We start from the raw sequence: 19,556 nt of genomic DNA on the forward strand, positions 1-19,556 counted from the left end.
CACCGCGGCGGCAGCGACTGCAACCGCGCCGGCGAGGGTTGAAATGCTGATTGTTTTTCGTAACATAGTTCTGTTTCCTTTCAGCGATGATGGTTCATCAAGCGATCAAGATGACATGCATAGGTTGTGCCGGCCGACAACATAAGGCCAGAACCATCATCTTCTTCTACAAACAATTGCTATGCTAAGTTTACGGTGCGTGAGGTTGCGCTCGAACACAACGAATATATATTTCAAAGCTAATTTTCTAGCTTTAGCAAGCTATATTTTAACGGCAAGCTTGACAAATCCACCGCTAACCTCTCGGTGCTCCACCCAGGGTGGTCAAGAGACGTTCGGCAAAAACGGGTTTGCGGGCCAGGGCCGCTTCGGAGCGGCGGCGGATGCTTCGTTCCTTCTCTCACCGCTTGCGCATGGGCATTTGTCGCTACGCTATCGGCCTGCGTCGTGCTATACTTTTTGTTTGGCTTCCTTCGACGGGATGGAGAGATGTTCGCCCTGTCAACCTTGACGCGGAGAAGCATTGGCGTTGCTCTTGTCGGTTGCGCTTTCCTCGCGTCGGCTGCCATGGGAGCGGGAGATACTGAAGATGTCGCGATGGGAATCCGACTTGCGGAATTGCTTCGCGCGGGGCGAAGCGTTGTCTCCAACTATCAGACACTAATCAACGATCCAGCACTTGGCGACAAGCACCTCGACAGCGAGCGGTTCGCGAGCGAGGCCATCGCCGTTTACTCAAAAAACACCGGCCAGGACCCGTTTTCCGGCGAATTGACCAATCGCGACCGGCGTCTGCTTGAGGCCCAGATTGGGGCTATGCGGGAGGTGGTGGACGAGCAGCAAGATGACATCAACCGCGCTGGGATCGGGTTCAAGGGCTTCGTGCCGGCCGTTTTCGCGCGTCTGTTGAATGAGAAATTCGCCGCCAAGGTTGGCAACGAAGCTCTGGTGCGCGTGACAGCGCCCGAGCAACTCGTGCGCAACCGCAAATCTCTTCCGGACGCTTGGGAAGCCAGCATCATCGTAAGCGTCTTCTCAGATCCGAAGAAAGCAAAGGGCGAAGCCTACACGGATGTGACCGAGGTGGAGGGACGCCCGGCATTTCGAATGCTCCTGCCCGAATACTATACGGAGTCGTGCCTTTCCTGCCACGGCGAGCCGAAGGGCGAGATCGACATAACTGGATATCCCAAGGAGGGCGGAAAAGCCGGCGATTTGGGGGGCGCAATCAGCATCGTCTTGTTCAAATGAGCGTCCTGGAACAGACATCCCACGATGTGGAAGCCATACCGGCGCCGTCGAAATCCCTGGGACGTCGCCTTGCCAGTCTGCCGATCGCGGCCCGCGTAGCTGCACTGACAGCGGCCGGCCTCATTAGTCTCATCGTATCTTCCATCCTTCTCACGCAGGCGCTTTATCGCAGTGCCGACCGCACCGCAGACACTAAGGCATTGTTCGATCTCGCGGCGAATGCGGCTGCGGCGCACGTGACCTTCGGCGAATTGCGATACTGGCTCACCGATTTGTCGGTCAGCTTGCTAATGAACTCCCAGCGGAATGCCGAGCAGGCGCGTGAGCGACTGCTGGACCAACTGGACGGCCTTTCGAAATCATCCCCCGATGCAGTGAGGGAAATCCGTGTCGAGATGGATGACTATGTCAAAAGGGCACTAGAGGCGGCGGACAGCTATACTCAGGATAACCGCATCATTGGAAACGCTCTCCTGGCGGAGGCGCGAACCCACAGCACGAATGTCGATGCCGCCCTTAACGAACTTGTCGAGGAAGTGAGCGCCGAGGCAGAAGCTGCTCGCAACGAGGCTGTAAGGCTAGCCCAGAAAACCGCGACTACCGCTGCCATTCTGGTGATCATCGTGCTGTTGATTGGGTCGCTTCTTACAATCCTTGTTCTTCGCTCGATCATTGGCCCGTTACGGCGGCTGAACCGGGTCATCGGCGAACTGACGCAAGGACGCTACGATATTGAAATACCGATTGAGGGAGGCGACGAACTCGGCGCAATGTCGCGGGCGCTTCGACTTTTTCGCGCGGGCGCGATTGAAAAGAAACGACTGGAAGACGAGGCGGAGCAGCAAAGACGGACGATCGCAGCGGCGCTTGAGGCAATTTCTGACGGATTTGTCCTATTCGATCCGCAGGACAGGGTCATCCTGGCCAACAGCAAATTTTGCGAATTCTTCCCTGACCATGCGCGAGCTTCTCTTCCTGGGCAAAGCTTTCAAGAAATCTTGGAGCAACGCCTGGCGGGCGGGCAAGTCGACCTTGCGGGCGCGTCGCCGGAGGAGTGGATTGCCCAGCGGTTACACATCCACAAGGACCCGGCGGGCTTCGTCTGTGAGGATCGCTTCGGCGACAGATGGGTTCGCGTAAGCAGGCGAAAAACGCCTGACGGCGGCGCGGTCGCCGTTTACACCGACATCACGGAATTGAAACAGAGACAAGACGAACTCGAGCGCGCCAAGAGCCGTGCTGAATCGACGAATGAAGCCAAGAGCCGCTTCGTCGCATCCGTCAGCCACGAACTGCGTACGCCGCTGAACGCGATTATTGGCTACAGCGAGATGCTGATCGAAGATGCGAGCGACCAGCACATGGTGGAATTCGTTCCGGAACTGGAGAAGATCGCCGCGGCTGGTCGCCATCTCCTGGCGCTCATCAACGACATCCTCGACTTGTCAAAGATCGAGGCGAACAAGATGGAAATTTTCTTGGAAACGTTCGTCGTCGCCGATTTGATGCGCGACGTCCAGGCCACAGTCGCGCCTCTGATGGCGAAAAACCGAAACGGTTTCGTACTGGACCTCGACGACGACCTCGGGAAAATGCATTCGGATCAGACGAAGTTGCGTCAGAACCTGTTTAACCTGCTCAGCAACGCCGCCAAGTTTACCGAAGGGGGTCGTGTAACACTCACGGTGCGTCGCGACAGACGACCAAAGGGCGATTGGCTGATATTCAAAGTGTCCGACACCGGGATCGGGATGACGCCGGAGCAGCAGGAACGGCTCTTCGACGCTTTCACGCAGGCGGACGCATCCACCACTCGCAACTATGGCGGAACGGGGCTTGGCCTCAGCATAACCCGGAGTTTTAGCCGAATGATCGGAGGCGTTGTAAAGGTCGAGAGCGAACTCGGAAAAGGCTCGACCTTCACAATGGCGATTCCAGCCGAGTTCAAAAAAGAATCTGGCGAGCAACACCCCTCCGAAGCTGTGCCGTTGCCGCCACGAGACAAGGCGGTTCTGATCATAGATGATGAACCCGCCGCCCGAACCGTCATCGCCAGGGCCTTGGCGGAGGCGGGACTGGCATCGTTCGAAGCAGCAAGCGGCGAGGAAGGAATAGCCGCTGCTCGAGCGCATCGCCCCGCGGCGATCATTCTCGACATCATCATGCCGCATCAGGACGGCTGGTCAGTGCTGCGATCTCTGAAGAACGATAGGGAGCTTTGCGAGATTCCTGTGATCCTTGCGACGATACTTGCAGATCGCGAACTCGGCCTCTCACTCGGGGCGGTTGAATACCTGACGAAGCCGATCGACACCGAGAAGCTGATTCAAACAATTGAGGCTTGCGGCGGTGGCAACCGCGATGTGCTTGTAATTGATGACGACCAAGCCTCCCGCGATTTCCTTCGGCGTATCCTGATCAAGAAGGATTGGCGGGTTCACGAGGCAAGCGACGGCGCGCGCGGACTTGGCCTGATGAAACGGTTGTTGCCGCGCCTGGTGGTGCTTGATCTGCTGATGCCCGAAATGGACGGGTTTCAGACATTGAGTGAGATGCAGCAGACGCCCGAACTGCAGAATATTCCGGTGGTCGTAGTTACCTCGAAAGATCTGTCGATGAACGAGCTCGAATGGCTCCGCGATAGGGCGGTTGCCGTTGTGACCAAGGGCGCGAACAGCAGGTCTCAATTGGTCAAGGCGCTCGAACGCCAGATTTCCGCGGCCGAGTAGGTTGGCCCGGCATCTCAGTTCGTTGACCCATCGTTAGAAGAGGCCGAAGATGACGAGAATCCTTCTGGTGGAAGACAACGAAATGAATCGCGACATGCTCTCGCGGCGGTTGTCGCGGCGTGGGTTCGAAGTGCTTATTGCGGAAAACGGACAATCCGGCGTGGAACTAACCATTTCGGAAAGACCGGATCTGATCCTTATGGATATGAGCCTGCCCGTGATGGACGGATGGGAGGCGACGCGGCGGATCAAGGCTGATCCGGCCACCTCGGGGATCCCTATAATCGCGCTTTCTGCGCATGCTATGACCAGCGATCGGGAATTGGCGCTTGAGGCCGGCTGCGATGACTACGACAGCAAGCCGGTGGACCTGCCGAGGCTTGTCCAGAAAATCGAACAATTGCTTGCCGCAAATCCGTGAGCCGCCGAGTCGGCGGATTGGAGACATGACTGCCAACGAGTTCCAACGCCACGCAATAGCCGCCCATCTGGCGCAGCGGCTTGCTGGACCGGCACGGGCAATCTCGGGATTTCAGGAACTGCTGCTAGAACAGGTGCAGAACCATAGTCTGGTGCACATCACTCCAGATCTTGAGAGGGTCGGCGCCGCTGCCCGGCAATTGAACAGCCTCATCGACAGCTTGATCCATGGCAAAGCCGACTGTCCGGACCATGCAGGGCGCGAGATCGAGGCGAAACTGCGCCACGATTTGCGAACACCACTCAACGCGATTATCGGCTACTCCGAAATGATCCTTGAAGAAGCCGAAGAATTGCACGAACACGCATTGGACGAAGATGTCAGGGTGATGCTCGCGGCTGCGGCCGAGCTGTTGGCGCATGTCGATGCAATTGCCGGCCTATCGCGCGCCAGCGACAACGAAGCGCTGTGGACGACGGATCAGGCAGAGATCGATGCAGCAGGGCTTGAAAGGGCGCTCGGCAAGACGGAGCACGATGCATTCTCAGGACGCAGCGGTAGAATACTTGTCGTCGACGACATCGGCAGTAACCGCGATCTTCTCTCGCGCCGCTTGCTGCACGACGGTCATCAGGTAGTCACTGCCGAGTCAGGCCTGTCCGCGCTGACCCGCCTTGCGGAATATGAATTCGACCTTGTTCTGTTGGACATACTGATGCCGGACATGAACGGCATCGAGGTGCTCTCGCGATTGAAAGCTGAGCGCCGGTGGCGGCACATCCCGGTCATTATGATCTCGGGGCTGAACGAAGTCGACGCCGTGGTCCGCTGCATCGAGGCGGGAGCCGACGACTACTTGCTTAAACCATTCAATCCGGTCCTGTTGCGCGCCCGGATCAACTCCAGTCTGGAGAAAAAGCGTTGGCGCGACCGCGAGCACCAGTATCTTCAGCGGATAGAGGCGGAAAAGCGGCGGGCCGACTCGCTTCTACATGCCGTCCTGCCCGGTCAAATCGTTGCGCGGCTGCAAGGGGGCGAGGAGATCATTGCGGACCGGTTCGAGGAAGTGACCATCCTTTTTGCCGATATTGTCGGATTCTCGCCTATCGCAGCGAAATTGCCGGCATCCGACCTTATCAAGCGCCTCGACCGGATGTTCAGCATGTTCGACGCGCTGGCGGAGAAGCATTCCGTGGAGAAGATCAAGACAATCGGAGACGCGTATATGGCCGCTTGTGGTCTTCCGGAGCCGGCGGCCGATCACGCCGACAGGACCGTGGCGCTGGGAAAGTCCATGCTGGACTCGTTGAGGCTCTTGGCGTCGGGCAGCGATAGTTTTCGCGTCCGAATCGGCGTACACACCGGACCGGTGATCGCCGGTCTGATCGGCCGACATCGGTTCGTCTATGATGTCTGGGGCGAAACCGTGAACATCGCAAGCCGGCTCGAATCCCAGGGCGTAGCCGACCGCATGCAAATCTCGGAGGCAACCAGACGCGCTTTGCACGACTCTTGGGAGCTAGAACCGCGCTGCACTGTGGAACTGAGAGGCGTCGGCACGATGGAAACCTATCTCGTTCGACACTGATGTCTGATTTCCTCAAAGCGACGCGTAAGCGAGTAGCTTACGGCACCGGCGTTGAGAGGCTATCACTACCATAGCATTCGCGAATCCAAGAGCAGATTAACCAGCGTCCGTGTCATCATCAGCATGACTGGGTTAGGCTCGGCGGACTTGGCTACCACCACCCGTCCCATCCATATCGAATTTAGGTCATGGGTTGCTGGCGAGACTGGAGGCCTATGTCGAGACGGGCTTTCTGTGCTTCCGCCGCATCTCCAAGCGGAAGTTCATCCATCTGTGATGGTCGAGAATAACGCCAGAGCTATCGCGACACGGGTGCTGATCTATGTGGCACGATACGTCCGGAACGTGTCCGAGACGCGACCTCCATAGCGATGGCCGCGCAAGTCCGATTATGGCGCTCTCTGCTCGTTCAGGAGGCTAAACGAACTACGGCTTCCCACCCAAAGCGGTTGTCTAACCTCGGGGACCAAGCGTCAGGTTTTCACCACTAGCCTGATCCGCGCTTGGCTTCAGGCATCCAGATCGATCAAGGCGATGCCGAGTTCCGGACGTTTTCTGCGGCGCAGATGACCAGGCGTTTCCACCAAAGTGACTTCGAGTGTAGGCCGAACAATGCCATCGAGCAGATGTCCGCCCTTCGTGCTGCCGTCGCGCAATCCGAGCACCGCATGGACGTGAAGGCTGGGCTTGCCGTCGTCGCCGATCGCAACGTCGCCGATCGCGCTGAGCACCTCGCACTGTTCCAGCACCGGGATTTTCCGATAAGTTTTTTCCTCGATGTCGAACCAGCCGACAGTCGCCTTTTCGAAGGCGCCGAGCGCGGTCAGCGAGGCGCCGCCAATATCGTTATCGACAGCGAAAGATGTGAGCGCCGCGAACGCTTCCTCGCCGGGATCAAGCACCACAACGAACGTCCTTTGTCCGGCGCTTTCGGCGACGAGCTGCGATTTCATGATTTCACTCCAGACGCTGTGTCGGCTTTGGGTTGTCATTCGATCGAGAGGTTGAACGGAAAGCTGGCTCGCAAGTTCCCAACAGGTTTGGCTTGGCTTTGAACATCGCAGCGCCGTTCGGCTGTGGCGAAGATGCAGCGGTGCGGAACAAGATTGTCCAGGAAACATTGTTCCCCGCAGGCTATCTCTGAGGAGCGGACGTGGCGCCAACCGAGATCATCGTCAGGCATGCGCTAACGCCGCGTGAGTTCTGGATTGGTCTTGGCCGTGCCTTTGCCGGAGCGTTGATCTTCGCCGCCCCGGTGCTGATGACCATGGAGGCCTGGGCGCTGGGCTTTCACCTTCACCCACTGCGGCTCGCCCTGTTCCTCGCTGTCACTTTGCCAATGCTGGTGCTGCTGCACAAGTACGGAGGCTTTCGTCACACGGTGGCGCTGCGCGACCGCATCGCCGATGCTTTTGTGGCGATACTTGTGGCCGCTGTGGCGGCTACGGCGGTGTTGTTTATTTTCGGCATCGTGACCGCCGAAATGCCGCTACGGGAGGTGATTGGCAAAATTGCGGTGCAAATTGTCCCGGGCAGTCTCGGGGCATCCTTGGCACGCGCTCAGCTCGGCCCGAGTTTGTTGGAGGAGGAGGACATTCCCGAGCCCGGCTACACCGGAGAGCTGTTCCTGATGGTGGTCGGAGCGCTGTTTCTATCGGTGAACATCGCACCAACGGAAGAGGTCGTCCTCATCGCCTACAAGATGGAGCCCTGGCAGGAAATCGCCCTGGTGGTGGTCACCCTCGCTCTCATGCACGCCTTCGTCTATGAGTTCGAATTCCGCGGCTCGCACAGTCCCGAGCCAGGCGCTGGATTCGTCAGCATCTTCTTTCGCTATGCGATCGTCGGCTATGTCCTGGTGATGCTTGTGAACCTCTACATCTTGTGGACCTTCGGCAGGACCGATGGCGCCGGCTTTTCGGAGACACTTAGTGCAGTCGTGGTTCTATCGTTTCCTGGCGCGCTCGGGGCGGCGGTTGCGAGGCTCATTCTGTGACAAGGAACCCGGCAAAAGGCGACAAGCAACAGAAGCAGCAGTCCGATAACAAAGCAAAGACACGCAAACCCGGGACTTCGGTCACGGAGTGGGTCGTGGCGGGCATAAGCTCCGTAGTCCTGCTTGCCGTGCTCGGTTATCTTGTCGTCGATGGCGTGAGCACGCGCGATGGGACCGCCCGGATCGTTGTGGTGCCGCTCGCGGTCGCGGTCACCGAGGGGGGCTACGTGGTCGAGTTCGCCGCTGCAAACAGGGCGGGGAAATCAGTTGCTGCTGTCGAGATCAAAGGTGAGCTCCGCAACGGCGATGAGGTCGTCGAGGATAGCAGCGCTACGCTCGACTATGTCCCACAGAATTCCCAACGGAAGGGCGCGTTGATCTTTCGTCGCGATCCCGAGGCCTATGACCTGCGCCTCTTTGCCATTGGATATAGTGAACCCTGACCAGTCAAAACGCCATGGATGAAAGGGAACTCGGCGTGGATGACGCGGTCAACCGGCCACTGCTTCGCCCTGCTGTAAAAGCGACATGGCTGCAGAGAACCAACACGGCCGGTGCCTCCGAGAATGATGTGCGTGGGCGATCCTTTCGCACCCTATTCCTCTCTATTCCTCCGGGGCGGTGGCAGGAGCCGTATAACGGCGACGCACCGCATCCAGAACGTGCTTGCGGCTTTCCTGCGCCGAGAGCATTTCGTCCTTTTCCGCGTCGGCGGTCTCGCGCGCCAGATCCTTGTCCCTGATCTGTCGGCGAAACCATTCGGAATAGTCGCCGGCGCGCAGGTGATGCTCCCAGGTTCTGTCGTCGATGCCCTCGGCAATCTGAGCGAAGATCATCAGGTTGTGGGCCCGGAGGTTCATCGCGTTGTCGGGACCTCTGAAATAGAAGCTGCCGGCCTCGTCGAGTTGACCTTCTGCATATTTGCGGCTGTGACGCTTGAGCGACTGGCGCGGCTCGATCGCTTTGACCATGGCAATTTTCTTGCGGGCTTGCGGCCGCCAGAACAGCACACGCTCGCCTTTTGGCGAGGGAATATCCTTTGGCGGCTTGGTGTCCGTCTCCTGACAAAAGGCCTTGATGACATTCTTGGCCTTGGGACCGAGCGCAATGACGGCAGTGACCAGACGCAGGGCGTCGGTCGAGATCGCTTCCGGATGAACGGTGATCAGGACAGTGCCCGGCAATTCCAACGACAGGATGGCGCGCGTGTCGTCGCGCCTCTTGGGCAGAAGATGATGCGCCTCGTCGATGACCAGCCAATGCGGCCTCGCCGTACGGTAGCGGAAATTGCCAAGACCGGGGAGCAGGTCGGCAAAGAAGCCTGGTCGCTCGTTGACCCGCAACGCCAGCCCGTTGACGACCACATTGGTGTCGGGCTTTTCGATCAGGTCGAGCACTTGTGCCTTTGTCGGTTCGCTTGAGGCATCGCCTACCCGGACGGCGCCTTCGAGGCCATCATAGTCGCCTTCCGGATCGAAAACGCAGAATTGAAATCCGTTCTCGACGAAGTGTTCCGTCAGCGCGGTGGCCAAGGTGGATTTGCCGATGCCGGAGCTTCCGGCGATCAGAACCGTGTCGGTCGGCGTCAGATAGACTTCGTCGCCGCCGACCGAACCGAGAAGGATGCCGTCACGGGCTTTTCGGACAAATTCCCGATCACGCTTTACCAGCTTTTCGATCAGTTCCTCGACGCCCTTTCCACGTGCGCCGCGCGTTACAAGATCCGCTGTATCCTTGACCGCCGCAAGGGCGTTCTCGACAGCGACGCTGCAGCCGCAGGCCCGCAGGAACGCATGATCGTTTTCAGCATCGCCAATACCGACCACATTGTGTGGCGACAGCTTGAGGTCCTCAAGTGCGGCTGCCAGCCCGGCTGCCTTGTTAATGCCGGTGGGCAGCACCATCACCGCGCCCTTGTTGAAGATGATTTCCAGCTCCAGCCCGAGTTCCTTGATGACCTCAAGAACTGTTGCCTGGTGTGGTTCCCAGGTCGCGACGATCGACCGTCCGACTGAAAGCGGCTTGACGCCGCGTTTCTTCAAACTGGCGACAAATTTCGGCGCCGGCGCCGGTGAGATCGCACGTTCTTCCTCGCTGGCAGGCGTGTAGATCAACGCCCCATTTTCGGCGACGACCTTGTCGAACACGCCGAGTTCGGGAAAAACCCGCTTGAGGTCGGGCAGTTCGCGGCCAGTGACGAGGATGAGCTTGCGGCCACTTTTCTTGAATCGTTCGAGGGCTGCAAGCGTCTTTTCGACTACGATCCCATCGTGCGCCAGCGTGCCGTCATAGTCCGTCGCCAAGGCAATGAAATACATCTGTCGACCATTTCATATCTGAGATCGCCGCTACCTCCGCCACAGGCGAGAGGTCCACGATGATCGAGGCAGTGCGGGCGACACGTTCTCAGTAGCCGCCGATGATCGGCAATATCTCGCCGGTGATGTAGCTTGAACAATGCGGCGAGGCGAGGAACACATAGGCCGGCGCGATTTCCTCCGGTTGCGCTGGCCGTTTCATCGGTGTGTCTGCGCCAAATTTCGAGACGTCGCCGGCTTGCTTGTCCGACGGGTTGAGCGGGGTCCACACCGGGCCTGGCGCCACGCAGTTCACCCGAATTCCCTTTTCGATGAGGTTGCCGGACAGCGCGCGCGTGAAGGCATGAATGCCGCCCTTGGTCATCGAATAGTCGACCAGCTGCTTCGAGCCCTCGATGCCGGTTATGGAGCCGCTGTTGATGATCGCCGAACCAGGCTTCATATGCGGAACGGCCTCCTGCGCCATGTGGAAATAGCCGTAGAGGTTGGTCTTCAGCGTCGTGTCGAAATGCTCCTCGGTCAGCTCACTGAAGTCGCTGGAATGGACCTGGAAAGCGGCGTTGTTGACCAGCACGTCGATCCGGCCAAATTCCTTCACCACCTTAGTCACAGCCTTGTGGCAGTGGTCGCGTTCGCTGACGTCGGCCTTGACCAGCGTGCAGCGCCGGCCCTCGGCTTCGACGGCCCTCTTCGTTTCTTCAGCATCCTTGTCCTCGCACAGATAGACGATCGCCACATCGGCGCCTTCGCGCGCATAGAGCACGGCCACGGCTCGGCCGATGCCGGAATCGCCGCCGGTGATGACGGCCACTTTGCCGTCCAGCTTTTTTGATCCGATATAGAATGGCGCGTCGTAAAGCGGCGCCGGCTCTATCGCCCATTCATGCCCTGGCTTCGGCTGGTGCTGCTCGGGAAAGGGCGGCTCGGGATATTTGCGTGCTCCGGCCTGCATGGCGCCTTGTTGCTTGCCGTTGCCCTTCGTTTTGTCCTTGGCGTCGATGCCGCGCTGGATGTGGCGTTGCTTGGCGGCCTCGCCGGCGATTTCCGATTTCCTCTGCATGGCTGTCTCCTTGGCTTGGAGAACGAACAACGCATGTCCGGCGAAAAAGTTTACGCGACGGCGTCATTCCTTCGGCAACGAATCCAAACGCCAGGAAATCGACGGCGTGTACTGCGCAACTGGCAACTAATGATGCGGCCGGACGTTTGGGCACAAGCGGTGTCCGAGAACCTGAAGGCGCGCTGGCCAAGCAGAAGGTATTCCGAGGCTGGTGACCTGACGATTTCCCGCTTGTCGGCCGTACAGGCGATCTTCTGGATCGCGCCAAGGGAGAGGAAAATGGCTGAAGATCATGCCAAACCAACCGGGCCGGATCTGGTCGAGGGTATCGCGTTATCCGACCTTGCCGACGGCGGAAAGCTCCTCGGCCATTGCGACGATGAGCCGGTGCTGCTGGTGCGCCGCGGGGCCGAGATCTTCGCCATCGGCGCGACATGCACACATTATGGCGGGCCGCTCGTCGACGGTCTTGTGGCGGAAGACACCGTCCGGTGTCCCTGGCATCACGCGTGTTTTGATTTGCGTACAGGCGAGGCCTTGCGCGCCCCTGCTTTCAGTCCACTCGCGTGCTGGTCGGTGGAACAACGCGATGATCGGATCGTCGTGGGCGAGAAACGCAAGCGGACGGTGTCCAAGCCGCGCCCTGGCGGCTCCAGCCAGGCTCCCGAAAAAATCGTCATTGTCGGTGGCGGCGCCGCCGGTTTCGCGGCGGCAGAAACACTGCGGCGCGAACATTATCAAGGCAGCATTGTCATGCTCAGCAACGACGAAGCGCCGCCGGTTGATCGGCCCAATCTTTCCAAGGACTACCTCGCCGGCAAAGCACCGGAGGATTGGATTCCGCTGCGCCGAGAAAGCTTCTATTCGAAGAACGGCGTCGACCTGCGCCTCAATGCGGATGTCGCCAGCATCGATACGCGTTCTGGCGAGGTTGTGCTCGCGGACGGGGCCCGGACTGCCTACGACAGGCTACTCCTGGCGACCGGAGCCGAACCGGTTCGCCTGACCATACAAGGCGCCGACCAGCCACATGTTCACACGCTGCGCTCGTTCGCAGACTGCAAGGCGATCATCGAGCGAGCCACGACTGCGCGCCGCGCCGTCGTGCTTGGCGCCAGTTTCATTGGCCTGGAGGTTGCCGCGGCGCTGCGGTCGCGCTCGATCGAAGTTCATGTCGTGGCGCCGGAAAAACGGCCCATGGAACGGATCATGGGTCCGCAAATGGCCGACTTCATCCGCGCCCTGCATGAGGAGAATGGTGTCGTATTCCATCTTGAGGACACTGCGAGCAGCATCGACGCCAGCGAGGTGAAACTCAGCGGTGGCGATACATTGGCGGCGGATCTCGTCGTCGCCGGCATCGGCGTGCGACCGCGGACAGGGCTTGCCGAAACGGCGGGGCTCACCCTTGACCGCGGTGTCGTCGTAAACGCCTTTTTGGAGACGAGCGCACCAGGCATCTTCGCGGCCGGCGACATTGCGCGGTGGCCGGATCCTCACAGTGGCGAGAACATTCGGGTCGAGCATTGGGTGGTTGCCGAGCGGCAGGGGCAAACCGCGGCCCTCAACATGCTTGGCCATCGCCAGAAGTTCCTCGCCGTGCCGTTCTTCTGGAGCCAGCACTACGATGTTCCCATCAACTATGTCGGCCATGCCGTGCAATGGGACGAGATCGCGATCGATGGCGACATCGTTGCCAGGGATTGCCTGCTCCGCTTCAAGCGCGAAGGGCGCACGCTGGCTGTCGCTTCGATCTTCCGCGACATCGAAAGCCTGGGGGCCGAGCTGGAAATGGAGCGCCGGATGACCTAGCGAAGCGCACGCTGTGCGGTCGGTTCAGTCCGCGCAATCAGTCCCGGCGCGCAAGAATCCAGTCGGTCGCCGCCGCGAGGTCGGCGACGGTTGCGGTCGGGGGCGGATCAAACCGTTTCTCGTCGCCCTGCCGGTATTTGCCGGTCCTCACCAGCAATGCGCCCGACAGTCCGGCGCTTAGCGCGCCAGCTATGTCGGCCTCCGCGTCGTCCCCGACCATGATCGCCTGGTCTGGCGGACAGTCCATGCTTGCCAGCGCCGACAGAAAGAATTCCGACGACGGCTTGCCGAGAACGGTTGCGCGTTTCAGCGAGGCAAATTCCAATGCCGCGACGAATGGCCCTGTATCGAGGCTGAGTTCGCCGTCGGCATCCCGAAACGTCCGGTTTGTGGCAAGGGCAAGCAATTCGGCCCCGGCGCTCAACTCGCGGAACGCGTCATTCAACGCCGCATAGGTGAAGGCGTCTCCGGCATCGCCGACGATGACGGCGCGCTTGTCGTGATCCGGCAGTTCGCAAAAATCCGGCGCAAGGCCAGGGTGAATCAGCAAATATGGCGCACGGCCATTGCGAAGCAGCCATTCGCGAGCAGCGTGCGCCGGGGTGAAAACATCTGCCTTGGTAACGGTGAGCCCCATCGCCTGCAGACGTTCGAGGACCCTCTGTTTCGACGAGCGCGTGGTATTGCTTATGAAGCGTATGGCCAAGCCGGCCTGGCGCAAACGTGTGACGGCGTCGATCCCGCCTGGTATGGCGGTCTCGCCATCATAGATGACGCCTGCGAGGTCCAGCAGTACACCTCTTGTCATCGGTCCAGCATGACCACGAGTCCGTCAGGCGTCAAATCCCGAACAGGCCATGGTTGTTCCTTTGGATCAGCGGGGCAGGGCGCGCGATTAACGACCCTCACTGCCACCATGCGGGAAAGGCCGTTCGTGCGGCTTGGGCCAGCGTCGCGATCGCCTCGTCGGGGACCGAGCTGTAAGGCCAGAGCAGTCGCGGGCCAAGCGGCGCCCAGCCGCCGGCCGCCGCCATCCATTTGTCGAGCGCCGCATCGCTGACGTCATAGCGAGCGCGAAAAGGCAGTACGTGGGTGGCGAGAAAGGCCTGGATGCGCGTCTCGACCTCGGCAGCGGCCGCCGCGTCGGTGCGGATCGTCTGCCACCACATTACCGCGCCCTTGGGGTTAAGGCAGGCGACGTTGGAGTAGCTGCCGTGCGCTCCCTGGGCGAATCCCGTCGCCAGCGTATGGCCGGGCACGAAGACCGAAAATCCCGGCAGTTCGCGGCGCATGTCGGCGTACCAGCCGGGGTCGCCGCCCGGCAGCTTGGCGCCGACCAGCGACGGCACCGCTGCACGCAGCCTGGCGATGGCTTCGAGCGTCAGGCGGCGCTTGGCATGCGGTGGATTGTAGAGCACCAGCGGCATGTCGGGCGCGGTCTCGCACAGGCCGCCGACGAAGCGCATGACCTCGCCGTCGCTGGGCGGCCACCAGTCGGGCAAGGTGAATTGCACCGCGGCCGGACGAAGCGCCGACACCCGCATCAGCCGCTCGCGTGCGACGCGCGGATTGGACTGGCTGATGCCGATCTGGAAGGGCAGGCGCGCGCGGCCGGCAATCGCGGCCACCAGGGCGCAAAGCCGGTCGAACTCGGGCTCGGTCTGGCAGTGGAATTCGCAGGCCGTGCCGTTGGAATAGATGCCGTCGACGCCTGATGCGCAGAGCCGGGCGATCGTTTCCTCCGTCGCTTCCCAGTCGATGGCCCCGCGATCGTCGATGGCCAGCATCACCGCGCCCCAGACGCCGCGCGGCGCGTCTGCGGGCAAGTGGCTCGGGTGTTCGTCGAGCTCAGGGCGCATCGGCGATCTCGTGCTCGCGGCGCGTTTCGTTCGACGCAAAGGCGGCCTCGATAATGGCGATGATCTTGCGGCCATAGGCGCCGTCGACCGGCACCGGCTTGTCGTCGGCAATGGCATCGCGCATCGCGCTCCATTCGCGCACCAGCGCGGCATGCATCCAGTTCGGCTCGAACGAGCCGGGCAGGTCGGTCCAGGCCGTGTCGCGGCCAAGCATCGTGCCGCGGTCCATGTCGATGCGCAGCGTTGCCTGCTCGCAGACCAGGTCCATGACGTAGCCGGCCGCGCCATTGCGATAGCCGACGCTCTGCACCTGGCCGAGCCCGCCGCCGGCGAAGCGCAGTCCGAGCAGGGCGGTGTCGTCGGCTTCCTGATCATGGGACATGGCGCCAAGCATAGCGCTCACCGACACGACGTCGTCATCCATGAGCCAGACGAGGCGGTCGAGCGCATGGATGCCGGCCGTCAACAGCATGCCGCCGCCGGTGGCCTTGCGCAGATGCCAGTCGCGGCGATTGTGCTCCATCCACAGCTTGATGATCCAGCTCGAGCCGACGAGCGGCCGGCCGAGCGTTCCTTGCTCAAGCATTTGCCTGGCCGCCATGCAAGGCAGCGCGAAATGCATGAGATGGGCGACCATCAGCTTGACGCCAGCGGCGGCCACGGCGGCGTTGATCGCATCGCAGGCCGCCGCCGTCGGCGCCATCGGTTTTTCGAGCATGATATGCTTGCCGGCGTTCGCCGCGCCGATCGCCATTTCGGCATGGAGATGGTGAGGACTGGCGATGAGGACTGCCTCGACTTCCTTGTCGTCCAGCAGCTTGCGCCAGTCGGTGTAGCCGCGACCACCATGTTCGCTGGTGAAGGCGGCCAGGGCATCGTTGTTCCCGCGGCACGATGCGACGAGATGCAGGCCCTGTAACTGCTTGATTGCCCTTGCATGGGCGGCGCCGAAATCGCCCGCTCCGATAATACCTATTCCAATCATCGTCCTGCCTTTTCATACGCGGCGTCGATCAGCGACATCGCCGCAACATAGTCATCGATCGAAGTCGCCGGCGGCGCTTTTCGAGCCAGCCGGTCGAGCGTGTCGCTCATGCACAGGCGGTAGCGCGTCGCCGGCAATTCGATCGGCAATTCGATGATAGCGCCATCGTCGAGCGTCGCACAGAAGGCGCGCTCGCCATAGTCGATGAGGGTCGCATTCTCACTGACGATACGCCATTCGAAATCGCCGCCGGGGCGCATCGAAGCAAAAGTGTATCCGGCCTCGACGACGAACAACGCTTCGGCAGCGTCTTGCAGCACAAGCAGCGCATGGTCCTCGACCGGGGCGCGGTGAATGCGGTTCTCGATCGAAACGGTTTTTAGCCTGAGCGCGCCGGTTGCCAGGCTGAGCGCGGCATTGACGCCGTGTATGCCGAGGTTCCTCAGCGCGCCGCCGCCGCCGATCGCCGGATCCGCCACCCAGGCGACGCCGTCGGCCGCATAGCGCTGCGGCGGGCCATTGACCAGCCGGAACTGGCAATGCGCAATCGCACCGGCGCGGCCTTGGCTGCGCAGCCGTTCAAAGGCAGTGGCGGCCGGCCCAAAGCGGTTGGGCAGGGGAACGCTGACAAAGGCCTGGTGCTGCCTCGCCAACTCGCTGAGCGCGGCCAACGCTGCGGTGCTGCTGGCCGCCGGCTTTTCCAGGATCAGCGGTATGCCGGCTTCGATCACGGCACGGGCCCGCGCCGGCACCGTCGAAGGGTGTCCCATCAGCAGGATCGCGTCCGGCGGGCCGGAGAGGATTTTCGCAAAATCGGCGATGAACGGCAAATGATGGCGCGTCGCGAAGGCGCGCGCATGCTGCGCGTCCTCATCCCAAATGCCGGCAATCTCGGCGCCGCAAAAACATGCAGCGTCGAGATGCATTTCGGCGTGCCAATGGCTTGAGCCGGCCATGACGATCTTCATTCAGCGTGTAATCCTCTTGCTTGCAGGATATCCTACAAGTCGCTATGCTACAAGCATCGACCGCTACGCGACGCGCCATCGGCCGCAATTGCAGCGGCGCTGGGAGAAAAATGCCGGAACCCAAGTTGAGCTCGGAACCCAAGTTGAACCCGGACCAAAAATCGATCGAACCGCTGGCCCGACCGCCGCTGCTTCACGTCAGCGTGCAGGAGAGCCTGAGGAAATATATCCAGAGCAACCAGCTCAAGGCGGGCGACCCCTTGCCTCCGGAGACCTTCCTGGCGCAGCGACTCGGCGTCGGCCGCAACTCGGTGCGCGAAGCGATCAAGGCACTGGAGTCGATCGGCATTCTGGAGACGCGTCGCGGCATTGGCGTGTTCGTCAAGGAATTCTCGTTCAAGCCGTTGCTGGATAATCTGGCATACGGCCTGCAGGATTCGCTACGCGACGTCGAGGAACTGCGCGAGATCCGCCGTGTCCTTGAAACCGGCCTGATCGCAAAAACCATCGAGATGATCAGCGCCGAAGACATCGCCGCGCTGCGCCAGCTGACCGAAAGCATGCGGCGGCGCGCCGAGCGCCAGGAGAGCTTTGCCGAAGAGGACCAGCAATTCCACCAATTGCTGTTCCGCTGCCAGAACAATCACATGTTGAGCGCGCTGATCGACATCTTCTGGGTGGCGTTCAACAAGGCCTCGAATTTCACCAGCCTCGACAATCCGACGCCGCTGGCGACCTGGCGCGACCATCACGAGATCGTCGAGGCGGTCGCCGCCAAGGACGTCGACCGGGCGCGCGAGCGCCTCGACGACCACTACAGGGGTATTCAGCAAGTGATCGCCAAAAACCGGATTACCTGACCCAACGCCGAACTACCTGACAATGCCAAGGGAGGAAACCATGCGCATCAGAACTATAGCTCGTCATCTGGCCATTACCGGGCTGCTGCTCGGCGGCATTAGCCTTGCCACCAGCGTCCAGGCACAGGGCGCCAAGACCATCACCGGAGGCTTCGATGTCGGCCCCGGCGGCTTTCCCAAGAACTTCAATCCGCTGGCTGCGACCGGCGGCTTTACCTGGCTCAGCACCTATTTTGAACCGCTGGTCATCTACAACGCCGAACTGACCGAACTCGAAGGCGATCTGGCCAAGGACCACAAGGTCAGCGACGACAAGCTGACCTACACGTTCAACCTTGCCCAGGAGAGCTGGCACGACGGCAAGCCGTTCACGTCCAAGGACGTCAAGTTCACGCTTGAGCTCGCCAGGAACAAGGCGTCCGGCAGCCTGTTTGCCGCGCGCCTCGGCGACATCGCGTCGGTCGACGCGCCGGACGATCGCACCGTGGTCGTCAAATTGTCGAAGCCCAACGGCTCCTTCCTGTCGATTCTCTCGCAGGTGATGATCCTGCCGGAGCATGCCCTGGCCGCGATGCCGCCGGAAACGCTGGCCACGAGCACATGGTGGTCCACGACGCCGGTCGGCACCGGCCCCTTCAAGTTCAAGCGCTATGTCAGCGATCAATATGTCGAACTGGCCGCGGATGACGACTATCGCGGCGGCAAGCCGAAGGTCGACGTGCTCATCAACAGGTATTTCGAGAGCCCGGCGGCGGCCGTTGCGGCGCTGCGCGCCGGCGAAATCCAGTTCACCTATGTCGAGCCCGACGACGCGGTAACCTTCAAGAGCGACAGCAATTTCAAGGTGATCGAGGGCGCCTCCTATGTGGTCAACTACATCGGCCTCAACCAGAAGGTCGAGTTGTTTAAGGATGTTCGCGTGCGCCAGGCGATCATGTACGCGATCGATCGCAATGCCATCATCGAGAGCCTCTATGGCGGCGCGGCCAAACCGGCCAATTGCGGCTACGTCGCGCTGCACCTGCTTCCTGAAGGTCTCGAAGCCTATGCCTATGATCCGGCCAAGGCCAAGGCTCTGCTTGCCGAGGCGGGGTGGGACAAGATCAACGGCGACAAGCCGATCACCTTGCTGACCTATTACGGCTCGCCGCAAGCCGCCAACGTGATGGCTGCCATCCAGTCGATGCTGGCCGAGGTCGGGATCAATGTGGTGCCGCGCGTCGTCGATACGCCGACTTATAACGGCATCGTCTACGAGGAAGGCACGCCGGACTGGAACGCGTTTGCGATGGTCTATGCCGGCCTGCAGAACGGTCCCAATCCGGCCGGCATCAGCCCGGGTCTCAACAAGTCCCAGATTCCGCCGGCAGGCTTCAACACCATGCGCATCGAGTTCGATGATCTCAGCGCCGCATTGGACGCTGCGCTCGCCCAGACCGATCCGGCCAAGATCGACCAATCCTGGCAGCAAGTCTGCAAGGTGATGAACAAGGATCTGCCCTGGGCGACATTATGGGTGGCCAACCGCTATGGCGTAGCCTCCAACAAGCTGCGTGACTTTGTCTGGACGCCGGCGCCGGGCGGCGGTCCTTATGCGGCTCACCCGGAACGCTGGGACATCCAGTAGAACGGCTGGCGGGCCATTCCGGCCCACCAATGATACGGGCCGGCACGATGCCGGCTCCGCTCACCATCGCCACGGACAGCCA

At 60.9% G+C, this 19,556-nt stretch carries 16 protein-coding genes; 9 read left to right on the forward strand and 7 right to left on the reverse strand.

All coding sequences use genetic code 11. The features are described 5' to 3' along the window. Positions 1-489: 489 nt before the first annotated feature. The 4 genes from X738_RS67830 to X738_RS67845 are packed head-to-tail and all read left to right on the forward strand — an operon-like array spanning position 490 to position 5,989. On the forward strand, positions 490-1,251 hold the full coding sequence (locus X738_RS67830) for a Tll0287-like domain-containing protein (protein WP_031255742.1): 762 nt from the start codon (positions 490-492) through the stop codon (positions 1,249-1,251). After that, positions 1,248-3,980, forward strand: coding sequence for a hybrid sensor histidine kinase/response regulator (locus tag X738_RS67835; protein WP_023801349.1), 2,733 nt, complete (start codon positions 1,248-1,250; stop codon positions 3,978-3,980). The genes X738_RS67830 and X738_RS67835 overlap by 4 nt, the downstream gene beginning before the upstream one ends. A gap of 49 nt (positions 3,981-4,029) precedes the next feature. Then, on the forward strand, positions 4,030-4,401 hold the full coding sequence (locus tag X738_RS67840; RefSeq protein WP_031255744.1) for a response regulator: 372 nt from the start codon (positions 4,030-4,032) through the stop codon (positions 4,399-4,401). Positions 4,402-4,426: 25 nt separating this feature from the next. Further along, positions 4,427-5,989: an adenylate/guanylate cyclase domain-containing protein gene (locus X738_RS67845; protein ID WP_023801351.1), complete on the forward strand. Its 1,563-nt coding sequence runs from the start codon at positions 4,427-4,429 to the stop codon at positions 5,987-5,989. A 509-nt stretch (positions 5,990-6,498) separates the two neighbouring features. On the opposite strand, the gene X738_RS67850 is transcribed toward X738_RS67845, so the two are convergent. Then, complete coding sequence (locus X738_RS67850) at positions 6,499-6,942, reverse strand: PPC domain-containing DNA-binding protein (RefSeq protein WP_023801352.1); 444 nt, start codon at positions 6,940-6,942, stop codon at positions 6,499-6,501. 284 nt (positions 6,943-7,226) lie between these two features. Between X738_RS67850 and X738_RS67855 the strand changes: the two genes are divergently transcribed. Together X738_RS67855 and X738_RS67860 are read left to right on the forward strand one after the other, a co-directional pair. Next, entirely contained in the window at positions 7,227-7,985 is a 759-nt protein-coding gene (locus X738_RS67855; RefSeq protein WP_245277751.1) for a TIGR02587 family membrane protein, read from the forward strand. Further along, entirely contained in the window at positions 7,982-8,428 is a 447-nt protein-coding gene (locus tag X738_RS67860) for a TIGR02588 family protein (RefSeq protein WP_023801355.1), read from the forward strand. Before X738_RS67855 ends, X738_RS67860 begins: the two co-directional genes overlap by 4 nt. A 162-nt stretch (positions 8,429-8,590) precedes the next feature. Here the strand turns inward: X738_RS67860 and X738_RS67865 are convergent, their stop codons facing one another. Both X738_RS67865 and X738_RS67870 read right to left on the reverse strand, forming a co-directional pair. Beyond that, on the reverse strand, positions 8,591-10,303 hold the full coding sequence (locus X738_RS67865; protein WP_023801356.1) for an HAD-IIB family hydrolase: 1,713 nt from the start codon (positions 10,301-10,303) through the stop codon (positions 8,591-8,593). An 88-nt stretch (positions 10,304-10,391) separates the two neighbouring features. Further along, on the reverse strand, positions 10,392-11,363 hold the full coding sequence (locus tag X738_RS67870) for an SDR family oxidoreductase (protein ID WP_023801357.1): 972 nt from the start codon (positions 11,361-11,363) through the stop codon (positions 10,392-10,394). A 279-nt stretch (positions 11,364-11,642) separates the two neighbouring features. Here X738_RS67870 and X738_RS67875 point away from each other — a divergent pair, with 279 nt between their 5' ends. Next, complete coding sequence (locus X738_RS67875; RefSeq protein WP_031255747.1) at positions 11,643-13,175, forward strand: FAD-dependent oxidoreductase; 1,533 nt, start codon at positions 11,643-11,645, stop codon at positions 13,173-13,175. A gap of 37 nt (positions 13,176-13,212) precedes the next feature. Here the strand turns inward: X738_RS67875 and X738_RS67880 are convergent, their stop codons facing one another. The 4 genes from X738_RS67880 to X738_RS67895 form a co-directional block, all read right to left on the reverse strand. Beyond that, entirely contained in the window at positions 13,213-13,983 is a 771-nt protein-coding gene (locus X738_RS67880; protein ID WP_023801359.1) for a TIGR01458 family HAD-type hydrolase, read from the reverse strand. Positions 13,984-14,080: 97 nt separating this feature from the next. After that, positions 14,081-15,034 (reverse strand): dihydrodipicolinate synthase family protein, encoded by a 954-nt coding sequence (locus tag X738_RS67885; RefSeq protein ID WP_023801360.1) that lies wholly within the window; start codon positions 15,032-15,034, stop codon positions 14,081-14,083. Then, complete coding sequence (locus tag X738_RS67890) at positions 15,024-16,019, reverse strand: Gfo/Idh/MocA family protein (RefSeq protein ID WP_023801361.1); 996 nt, start codon at positions 16,017-16,019, stop codon at positions 15,024-15,026. The genes X738_RS67885 and X738_RS67890 overlap by 11 nt, the downstream gene beginning before the upstream one ends. After that, complete coding sequence (locus X738_RS67895) at positions 16,016-16,987, reverse strand: Gfo/Idh/MocA family protein (protein WP_023801362.1); 972 nt, start codon at positions 16,985-16,987, stop codon at positions 16,016-16,018. Before X738_RS67895 ends, X738_RS67890 begins: the two co-directional genes overlap by 4 nt. Positions 16,988-17,097: 110 nt before the next feature. Between X738_RS67895 and X738_RS67900 the strand changes: the two genes are divergently transcribed. Then, positions 17,098-17,847: a FadR/GntR family transcriptional regulator gene (locus X738_RS67900; RefSeq protein WP_023801363.1), complete on the forward strand. Its 750-nt coding sequence runs from the start codon at positions 17,098-17,100 to the stop codon at positions 17,845-17,847. A 40-nt stretch (positions 17,848-17,887) separates the two neighbouring features. After that, positions 17,888-19,474 (forward strand): ABC transporter substrate-binding protein, encoded by a 1,587-nt coding sequence (locus X738_RS67905; protein WP_023801364.1) that lies wholly within the window; start codon positions 17,888-17,890, stop codon positions 19,472-19,474. Positions 19,475-19,556: the final 82 nt, after the last annotated feature.

It is taken from the genome of Mesorhizobium sp. L48C026A00, assembly GCF_000502375.1.
Lineage (GTDB): Bacteria > Pseudomonadota > Alphaproteobacteria > Rhizobiales > Rhizobiaceae > Mesorhizobium > Mesorhizobium muleiense.